The sequence below is a fragment of the Treponema sp. JC4 genome (genome assembly GCF_000260795.1).
In the GTDB taxonomy this organism is placed as follows: Bacteria; Spirochaetota; Spirochaetia; order Treponematales; family Treponemataceae; genus Treponema_D.
This window is the reverse complement of record NZ_AJGU01000068.1, coordinates 1-5370: the sequence shown is the minus strand read 5'-3', so window position 1 is coordinate 5370 and position 5370 is coordinate 1. Positions and strand designations below refer to the sequence as shown.

Here is a 5370-nt window from a genome sequence, read left to right as displayed (position 1 = left end):
TAATCTCTTTTATGTAGGAGATACTCTTTCAACCTCTTTCCGCTGGAAATCAGAGGCTGCACCGGAAGGTTATCAGGTTCTGCTTTCTGATTCCCAGGATTTTGATTATCTTCTCTGGCAGGGGGATGCAAAAAATAATTATCTTCAGAAGGAATTTACCCCGGCAGAACTTCCTGTAGGAACTTATTTCTGGAAGGTAAGGCGTAATGCTGCCCTTTCTGAAGGGGTAGAAGAAGCCTGGTCGGAGGCAAAAAGCTTTAAGGTTTCTTATTATGTTCCTCAGAAAAACCGTCTGCTTTATCCTCCTGAAAAATTTACTATTGATATGGAGAACATGCCGAATACAAGTTTTGTATGGAAGATCAGTGATGAACTTGTTCAGACTGTCATTAAAAAAGGCAATAAGGTTTTAAGTCAACTTCAGATTTCTTCGGATCCTGATTTTAAATACCTTGTTTACGAAAAAGAAACAGAGGCAACTGAACTTAATAATATTAATCTTTCGGGCGGTAACTATTACTGGCGAGTAGGAATTTATGGTGAAAACTCTAAAATTGCAGATTATACAGAGCCTTTCTCTTTCTATGTAATGAAAAATCTTACAGCCCCTGTTATTGCTCAGCCTGCTTCGACTTCAACTGTTATGGTGTCTTCAGTGCGTCCTCTTAAGGTTCGCTGGCAGCCGGTTGAAGGTGCAGATTTTTACAGCGTAAGGATTTTTGATAAAACAAAGAATATAAAAGTTGCTGAAAATGCAAATGTAAAAGGCCTTGAAGCTTCCTTCCGCCTGGAAAATCTTTCTGATAAATCAGATGAATTTGAATGCCTTGTTCAGCCTGCTGTGGAAGCAAGTGAATTTTCGGGGCTGAGGAGAGGAGAAACTTCTTCTGTTAACTTCACTTTGCGTGATGCCCAGCCAGTCCAGCTTATTTCCCCTGTGGCAGATGCTAAAATTGACGGACTTGCTGCCTTCAGAAATCCTCTTATCTTCAACTGGAAAGAAGGAATTGATCAGGCAGAAAAATCTCAGTTTATCCTACAGAAGTTGCAGCCTAACGGAAACTTTAAAACTGTATTTGTGATAGAAAATCCTGCAAAAGAGGTTAGCATGGCTGACCTTTCGGAAGGAACTTACCGCTGGATAATTAATGCCAGCCTTGCTGACGGAAGTCCTATAAATGCAGTAAAGTATCAGAGTTTTACGGTTACTCCAATTCCTGAATTGAATAAAGCTCTTCTTGTAGAGCCTGCTATGAATATGGTGATGGATTCTAAGTTCCTTAGAAAGAACAGAGTTCTTAAATTCAGGTGGAATGCTGTTGATGGCGCTACAGATTATACTTTCAGTCTTTATAAAAAGACTGAATCCGGAAAGCTTGTCCATGTTATCACAGAAAAGACAGGAAAAAATACAGCCTTCAGATTAAAGGATTTAAAAATCCTTGATGTTGGTCAATTTGAATGGCAGGTTACGGCTTATTCTATGGATAAAAAAGGCCGCGAAGAGCAGCACAGTAAAGTTTCTGCCGGCAGCTTTACTATTGATATCGCTTTGCCTGGTAGAATTAATGTAAAAGACCCTGGGGAGATTTTCGTAGAATAAAATGTTTGTAAAAAGAGCTTCTGTAAACATTTTAATTTTCTCAATTATACTCCTCTTTTCAGGGGGCATTTCGCTTTCTGCCCAGAATAAGGCTAAGGCAGTTACGGAAAGACTCGAATGGAGCAGTGATGAAAATGTCCTTGAATACACTGTTGAAGTGCGTAACAAAGCTAACGGCCAGGTAAAAACTTTTACTACTCAGAATAATTATATAGAAATTTCTGAAGCTCCCGGTGATTTTGAATTCCGTGTAAGGGCAGTGGATGTTCTTGGCCGCCAAGGTAATCCATCCGGCTGGCAAAGCTTTAAAATTTCAAAGGCTATGACGCCTGCAATTAATTCTGTTCCGGCCGGCAGCTGGGAAATACCTGAATCCGCTTCTGATTTTGCTGTAATTCCTGTTGATATTAAAAATATCCAGTCCCGAACCAAGGCTCAGCTTGTTAATACAAAAACCGGCGAGGTGATTCCTGCTGAACTCATAACCAGCGGCAGTGCAGGGGCTCTTTCTGCAAGTGGAATTAAAATTCCTGTATTAAATGAAGGCAGCTGGAAAATTAAGGTGATTGACCCGAGTGGAAAGACTTCTGAATCCGGGGTTATAAAAGTTTCTAATCCATGGCCTGAAATCCGTAAGAAGCGGGCTGAAGAAGAGCAGAAGCGTCTTGCAGAAGAAAAGGCAGAGAAAGAAAGACTTGAGGAAGAAGCCCGCAAACAGGAAGAGGCTCGTCTGGCAGAAGAACGTAAAGAAGAATTACGAAAAGAAGAAGAGCTCAGGGAAATTGAAAAGGCTATAGCTGAACATGAGGATGAAGATCCTGAACAGCAGGCAGAAGAAATAAAGCCTAAACGAAAATACAAGCCTGACTTTGATATTGCGGCGGGCTATACAATTCCTGTAATTCTTTTTGATGATGTGATTCCAAAATATATGGATGGTAAAGTCTGGCCTTTAAGCGCTTATGCAAAGCTTGATTTTATTCCAGTAAAAACTCCTGCCGGAAATTTTGGTATAGGGCTTTCTGCCTCTTATACCCGTATGGCCTGTGAGTTTACTACATATAAGATTGAGGGAAATCTGGTTACCGGCCATTTTAACCTTGTTTATCAGCTTCCTGTTTATCTTTTTAAAGATAATCCTGAAAAACGCCGGGAGCTTTTTGAGTTTGAACTTCATGGCGGGGCAGGGCTGACCGGCCTTTTAGGCTACAAGTGTACTTATGAAAATAACGTTGAGTCAAAAACTCTGGACAGTATTAACCTGAGTTTTGACGGTGGTATGAGCGTTAAGTTTTTTGTGCTGAAAGTTCTTTATATAGAAGCAGGTGCAGATTTCTGTTATTCAAAGCTTAAGGATGCAGAACTTGGTATGTTAATGCCTTACTTGTGTGCCGGGTTAAAATTTTAGAGAAAACTAAGTTTTATAAATCCGCTGAAGGATAAAGTCCTACTGCTTTTTGTCTGAACGGTGATTCTTTTCAACTTCATTAATGAATTTTCCGTTACCGCCGGTAGCTCGTCTTGTTCCGATAAGCTTTGACTGAACTTCGCCAGTTTTTTTCATCTTTCTGACCATGTTTTTTTCTGTAACAGACATCTTGCTGAAATTCTTTTCATACTGGCCAGGAGATGCCTGACTTACACTGAAAATTTTTGCAGATACAAGTAAAAAGACAATAGCTGCAACTATAACTAATCCGATAGAAGTTTTCTTAACAATATCAATCAGCTTCTCTTCGTTTATTTTCCCCATAAAGACACCCCCTTTCAAAAAATTAAAGACTTTATTCTCCACCCTGTTCAAATATTATTACATTGGAATTTGTAAAAAGCAAATTTTTATTTTTAAAGCTGCAAAAAAATGTAAAATTTTGTGAATTTTGCACATTGTGCTATTGACACTTTTTCGTATAAAGAATATATTAATTAAGCATTCGCAAGAATGAGTTGGGCTACTAGCTCAGTAGGTAGAGCAACGCCCTTTTAAGGCGTGGGTCACTGGTTCGAATCCAGTGTAGCTCAGAAATTAAACTGCTAAATCTATGTAATACATAAACTTAGCGAATTGAAGATGGGAACTGTAAGCAGATGTGTAAACAGTTCCCATTTTTATTTAACCTTAAAAACTGAATTATTCATCGCATTTCTCATTGGAGTGTTTTGATGAGATTCAAAGAGCCTTATATTATTTTTAGGAAAACTCTTCAATCAGGAAAGAAAATCTATTATGTTTCTTTTTATGATGCAAATGGAAAAAGACGCCAGCTGAGTACAGGACAAAGACGTAAATCTTTTGCAGAGCAAATAGCTGTAAAACTTTATTTTGAGGGCAAGTTTTATCCCAACCTTCCAAATCAATTACTTTCTTCTGGTCAAAATTCAATCCTACAACCGGATTTGAATATTTCAAATTCTCATGCAAATTTGCCCTCTTATCCAACGTTTAGTGAATATACAATTGATTGGTTTGATTATGACAAATGTGATTATATACGAGAAAAACTGGTTCATGGTTTTCATTACACGCCTAATCACGCTTACAGAATGAAAGAGTATTTAAATATTAGGGTTACCCCTTTCTTTGGGCCTTACAGAATAAATGAGATAGATGAATTTATTGTAGAAAAGTTTATAGAAAAATTAAAGTTGGAAGAGCATTTGTCTAATTCAACAATCAATAATTCCATCAAAATTCTAAAAGTAATCTTAGGTTATGCTTTTCGAAAAAATGATATTCCTGTTGATATTGCAAAGAAAATAAAATATCTGAAAAATGATTCATGTACCAGAGGTATCTTTACAAATGAAGAAGCTGAAGAATTGTTTTCTATTTCAAGGGTTCCAGAACTATGGAAAGGGAACTTCACTTACTATCTTATGAATTATCTTTCCGGTCATACAGGAATGCGTTTTGGAGAAGTACAGGCTTTACATCTCAGCAGTGTATTTGAAGATCATATTTTGGTTCGACATAGCTGGGATGAGAAGTTTGGATTAAAAGATACTAAAAATCATAAAGAAAGAACTGTGCCTATATCAAAAGATTTGTATCTACTGCTGCAGAATCTATCGAAAAATCATACAGAGGGAGAGTATGTTTTTTCATTTAAAAATGGAAAAACTCCTGCATGCAGGCATGATATGTATAGACTGTTAAAACATGCTCTTAACGGTATAGGAATATCAGATGCTGAGATAAAAGAAAGACATCTTTCATTTCATAGCTGGAGGCACTTTTATAATAGCAAACTTATTAATAGCGGCGTACCTAAGAGTATAGTTCAATCAATTATTGGACATGTTAACGATGACTCAATGACAGATCATTACACTCATGTATCGATTGATGAGCAGAAGAGTGTTTTAGGTCTTCTCTGAATACTTCTGTTCTTCCTCACTGTATATTTTTTCTTTGTAGTTATGAATTATTTCATCTCCTATATTTTTCTTTTCTATAGGAGAAAACCATCTTTCGTTATTAAAGCGGAAGAAAGGTGTGAACGTTTTTTCGTGAACAATATGATCCTGAATTATGGTATATACAGAATCCTTTGACTCATCTGCAAAAATTATAGGTACTTCAAGGGATTTTGATATTATTTCCTTTTTGCCAAAATGAATGAGATTTTTTGTATAAACATCATTTTCAAAATTACTTTCCAGGAATTCTTTTCTGACTGAAACAACTTTATCAATAAAGAGATTGTTTTCTTTAGTTTTCGTTGTAAGAGTCTGATAGTATTGATTATCGATATAAGAAACTTCGT

At 36.8% G+C, this 5370-nt stretch carries 5 protein-coding genes and 1 tRNA gene; 4 read left to right on the top strand and 2 right to left on the bottom strand.

Annotated elements, in window-relative coordinates; genetic code table 11:
* Positions 1–1603: hypothetical protein (locus MSI_RS14755; protein WP_039924975.1), on the top strand; the 1603-nt coding region annotated here is incomplete at its 5' end.
* A 1-nt stretch (position 1604) separates the two neighbouring features.
* Entirely contained in the window at positions 1605–3011 is a 1407-nt protein-coding gene (locus MSI_RS14200) for a hypothetical protein (protein WP_009107786.1), read from the top strand.
* Between the two features lie 39 nt (positions 3012–3050).
* On the opposite strand, the gene MSI_RS12815 is transcribed toward MSI_RS14200, so the two are convergent.
* The gene (locus tag MSI_RS12815) at positions 3051–3356 is read right to left on the bottom strand and encodes a hypothetical protein (RefSeq protein ID WP_009107784.1); all 306 of its coding nucleotides are present in this window, start codon (positions 3354–3356) and stop codon (positions 3051–3053) included.
* A gap of 196 nt (positions 3357–3552) precedes the next feature.
* Here MSI_RS12815 and MSI_RS12810 point away from each other — a divergent pair.
* Together MSI_RS12810 and MSI_RS12805 are read left to right on the top strand one after the other, a co-directional pair.
* Positions 3553–3625, top strand: a tRNA-Lys gene (locus MSI_RS12810).
* A gap of 141 nt (positions 3626–3766) precedes the next feature.
* Positions 3767–4981, top strand: coding sequence for a tyrosine-type recombinase/integrase (locus MSI_RS12805; RefSeq protein WP_009107782.1), 1215 nt, complete (start codon positions 3767–3769; stop codon positions 4979–4981).
* Here MSI_RS12805 and MSI_RS14750 read toward each other — a convergent pair.
* A partial coding sequence (locus MSI_RS14750) for a hypothetical protein (RefSeq protein WP_039924972.1) occupies positions 4967–5370 on the bottom strand: 404 nt, incomplete at its 5' end. The two genes, MSI_RS12805 and MSI_RS14750, sit on opposite strands and share 15 nt — an antisense overlap.

Bases quoted from the DNA above. Each gene is read 5' to 3' on its own strand.
- MSI_RS14200 (WP_009107786.1), top strand. From the start codon at position 1,605: ATGTTTGTAAAAAGAGCTTCTGTAAACATTTTAATTTTCTCAATTATA.
- MSI_RS12815 (WP_009107784.1), bottom strand. From the start codon at position 3,356: ATGGGGAAAATAAACGAAGAGAAGCTGATTGATATTGTTAAGAAAACT.
- MSI_RS12805 (WP_009107782.1), top strand. From the start codon at position 3,767: ATGAGATTCAAAGAGCCTTATATTATTTTTAGGAAAACTCTTCAATCA.